Genomic DNA, 3,483 nt, shown 5'->3' with positions numbered 1-3,483 from the left:
CTTTGTGGATTGAGTCAGGGATGACAGCGTGGAGCATATTGTGCAAAATAGTAAACGCATTCATGGTGGTTAGGTCTGTTGTTTTTGGCGATTCATAAGATCACAAAACACAATGAATGTTCCCTTATCTCTCAAATTTTTTAATATTTCTAGCTCTCTGATATATATAGGTTTATTCTGGGGATACTTTAGGTTTAGAAGTCACTCCACTCATAACCCGTAAATTGACTACCTTGAGCTGAATGTATGAGCACCTGCTTTTTGGTTTTCGTCACCATACGGCAGCCAGAAGTGCTTGAGTAATGAGTTCTGATCCCATGCGAGAACCCATCGACCAACTAACAGCAGCGCGGGAGTATAGGTCTAAGACGACCGCAAGATAGAGCCGCCTTCGTGGGTTCGACTGTAGTCAATGTCTGTTACCTAATACCTGTTAGGTGTAGTAACAGCAAACTGCCTATCAAGCATGTTATCTGCTACAACCGCTGGTTTGCCGCTGTAATGTCCTTTGTGTTTTCTAAATCCGACTTGTGCCTTCATACCTTTTAGCTTCATCAGCTTGTTTACATGATGCTTGCTGCAAGCCTCGCCTAAATCTTTAAGGTCACTGGTTAATTTTCTATAGCCGTAGACACAGTCACTTTCTAGCCAAGAATGTTTAATTAACCCCGTCAGGCACTCGTCTTCCACCTGCCGTTTTGATTTCGGTTTTTCCATCCATGCATAGAAGCTGCTTCGTTGTATCGACAATACTTCACACATCAATTTTGTTGGATAATTCTTGAGCCTAGTTTTCATAAACGCGTATTTTTCTTTGACTCGCCCGCGAAAAATACGGTTACTTCCTTTAGAATGTCACGTTTCATTGTCACGCGTTTAAGCTCTTTCTCTAGCTGCTTAATGCGATCGGTTTGCTCTTTAGACTGAACGCGCTCTTCACTATCAGGGCCATACACCTTTATCCAGTTATAAAGCGAGCTGCTGGTGACTCCCAGCCTCTCAGAGACGGTTGCCACCGAATAGCCGTGCTCAGTAACTTGTTTCACCCCTTGTATTTTAAATTCTTCTGTAAATCGCTGAGACATTTTTCCCCTTAGTACACATAATTGTAAAGCAATTAAGTGTCTAGAGAAGACTGGTCGATTCACATTGCTATAAAAACAACATTGTAACTATTAATAACTGGCCTATTCTTTAGGTATTATGAATAACTTTTTATGACTTAATTTTGAACAAGCGCTTCTTTGATATTGCAATGAATGTCAGTAAGCAAATGTCATTTGCTCATAAGTTTATGGCTATCATTGCCATGCTTTCAATCCCTCTGCTATTTCTTTTGGTTGTACTATTAATTGATACCAATAGCTCAATACAGAAAACCCAAAAAGAAATACAGGGTATTCAGTCTCTTGAAGTACTAATTTCCACTATTTATCGAATTCAAGATTTCCGAGATCATGCTGTTTTACAAGAGGTTAATTTAGATAATGAACTACTAAAGTTCATTTCAGATGAAAAGCACTTTATCAGCACACAAATAGAACAGTTATCGAATACCCTTTTTGTCCAACAACCCGCAAGTAACAATATTAAAAGTCAGATCGAAAGTATTAAGTCTGAGTGGCAAGTTCTAAATGAAAGCCAAGCGGTAATGCGTGGTGGTATTGAATCACAGTTTCTGCATTTTGATAAAGCGGTACTTGAACTCCAACTTTTGGCAAAGGTCATTACTTTTGAAAGTGCCCTCATACATGATGACAGTCCTATCAACTTCTATCTCATCAATAACTTTGTTAACGAAGTACCTAAAATTTACAAAAATATCGGTTTTCTTCGTGCCGCAGGGGCTTACGCTCTTAGCATGCCAAGTGTCGACAGTTACACTTACCACACACTTGAAAGATTAGCGGCTCAAACAGAAGACAATATTGCCCTAAACAATTATTCGTCTAGCCATATCGCGCTTTATTTGAATGAAGACAGTGATATAAAAGATGGTATGACGGGGCTACTAAATAGCGCCAAGACACTCCTCAATTATACTTATGAGCAGATTTTGGATGAGCCAGAAATACTGCCAACTTGGAAAGAATATTTAGAGTTTTATTCAAATGAAATAAATATAATGCGCGAATTTGACATTAACATTTTAAAGTATGTTGGAATTCAATTAAAAAATCGTAGCTCAGAGCAAAAATTTAAGTTTGCAGCTTTGGTCATTGTCACATCATTACTTTACTTTATTATTGTCTATTTTGTTTATGGGATTTACTTGCAACTTAAAGAAACTTTAAGCAATTATTCTCAAAAAGCAATGGCACTAGCACAGGGTGATTTAGATACTCGTATTAATCTCATGTCTAAAGACGAATTTGGTGATTTAGCCAAAACCTTTAATGAAATGGCTGAAGTTATCTCAATCAATCACAGTAAATTAGTAGAGGCAGAAAAAGTTGGGTCACTTAGTAGAATGATTACAGGAGTTGCTCATGAGATAAACACACCATTAGGTATAATCATCACTAGTTATAGTCTTAATAAAAGTGCCATTGAAAATTTAAACAATCATTATATGAATGAAGAACTTGATGAAGACGACCTAAAAGAGTTCATCCAATCGTCACAAGACATTGAAGTGTTAATAGATAAAAACTTAAACAAAGTAGTTAATCTCATAGAAACCTTCAAGCAAGTAAATAGCTCATTGAATGTAAGTCCTCAAAAGGGAGTTGAACTCTTATCTCTGATTGAATTTGCTTATCTGCCTATTGAAGAATCACACAAAGATATTGAATTCACTATTAATGGAAGTGAGTGTGAAATTGATACGGACGTGAATTTACTTACACAAGTTATAAGTAACATTATAGAAAATGCTATCGAACATGGACTAAAAGAAACGGAAAACAAGCAAATAAGTGTTATTGTCAAAGATTCAGATGAACAAGTTCATTTGAGCATTCAAGATAATGGTAAAGGGATCTGCGAAGGCGAAATCTCACAAATTTTTGAACCTTTCTACACAACAGGCAGAATAAATGGGAAAGTAGGTCTCGGAATGCACATAGTTTATATCATTGTTTCTCAATCTTTGAATGGAACTATTAAAATCTCAAGTGAAAGAAATAAGTTTACAAGGCTAGATATTTCACTCCCTAAACATCGTGATGACTGTGAAGAAATTGATATAGATTTAGATGACTTTATTTAAGAAAATGCCCTTTTGAGACCACTCATAGAGTGAAACAGTGACACCCACTTAAAAAACTAAAATCAATGTTGTGGTTCAATTGTTGTGGTAATCCTCCCATTTTTAACCGACATCAAAAATAGAAATTTAAGCTGCGGCTAACGGAGGATTACCGTTAGACGACGAGCACCAGTATTATCGTTGACTTTGATAATTCAAGTTGCCGCCAATAGGCATAAGTTTTATTTTCCCCGTATTAAAGCAGTGCATTAAGCAGGGTGAGATCGTGAGTG

Annotated in this window: 3 protein-coding genes and 1 pseudogene; 1 reads left to right on the top strand and 3 read right to left on the bottom strand. The window is 36.7% G+C overall.

The features are described from left to right. Positions 1 to 271: 271 nt before the first annotated feature. The 3 genes and pseudogenes from CWC18_RS21960 to CWC18_RS13350 form a co-directional block, all read right to left on the bottom strand. A pseudogene (locus CWC18_RS21960) lies at positions 272 to 388 on the bottom strand (hypothetical protein); the annotation flags it as partial. A 35-nt stretch (positions 389 to 423) separates the two neighbouring features. Further along, entirely contained in the window at positions 424 to 798 is a 375-nt protein-coding gene (locus CWC18_RS13355) for an IS3 family transposase (RefSeq protein ID WP_138591600.1), read from the bottom strand. Continuing rightward, the gene (locus tag CWC18_RS13350; RefSeq protein ID WP_138591599.1) at positions 795 to 1,085 is read right to left on the bottom strand and encodes a transposase; all 291 of its coding nucleotides are present in this window, start codon (positions 1,083 to 1,085) and stop codon (positions 795 to 797) included. The genes CWC18_RS13355 and CWC18_RS13350 overlap by 4 nt, the downstream gene beginning before the upstream one ends. Before the next feature lie 143 nt (positions 1,086 to 1,228). Between CWC18_RS13350 and CWC18_RS13345 the strand changes: the two genes are divergently transcribed. Further along, complete coding sequence (locus tag CWC18_RS13345) at positions 1,229 to 3,211, top strand: sensor histidine kinase (RefSeq protein WP_138675439.1); 1,983 nt, start codon at positions 1,229 to 1,231, stop codon at positions 3,209 to 3,211. Positions 3,212 to 3,483 lie beyond the last annotated feature (272 nt).

Origin of the sequence: Pseudoalteromonas aurantia (genome assembly GCF_005886875.1) — a bacterium.
GTDB classification, from domain to species: Bacteria; Pseudomonadota; Gammaproteobacteria; order Enterobacterales; family Alteromonadaceae; genus Pseudoalteromonas; species Pseudoalteromonas aurantia_A.
The sequence above is the reverse complement of the archived record's forward strand: the minus strand, read 5'-3'. Positions and strand labels throughout refer to the sequence as shown.

Bases quoted from the DNA above. Each gene is read 5' to 3' on its own strand.
- CWC18_RS13350 (WP_138591599.1), bottom strand. From the start codon at position 1,085: ATGTCTCAGCGATTTACAGAAGAATTTAAAATACAAGGGGTGAAACAA.
- CWC18_RS13355 (WP_138591600.1), bottom strand. From the start codon at position 798: ATGAAAACTAGGCTCAAGAATTATCCAACAAAATTGATGTGTGAAGTA.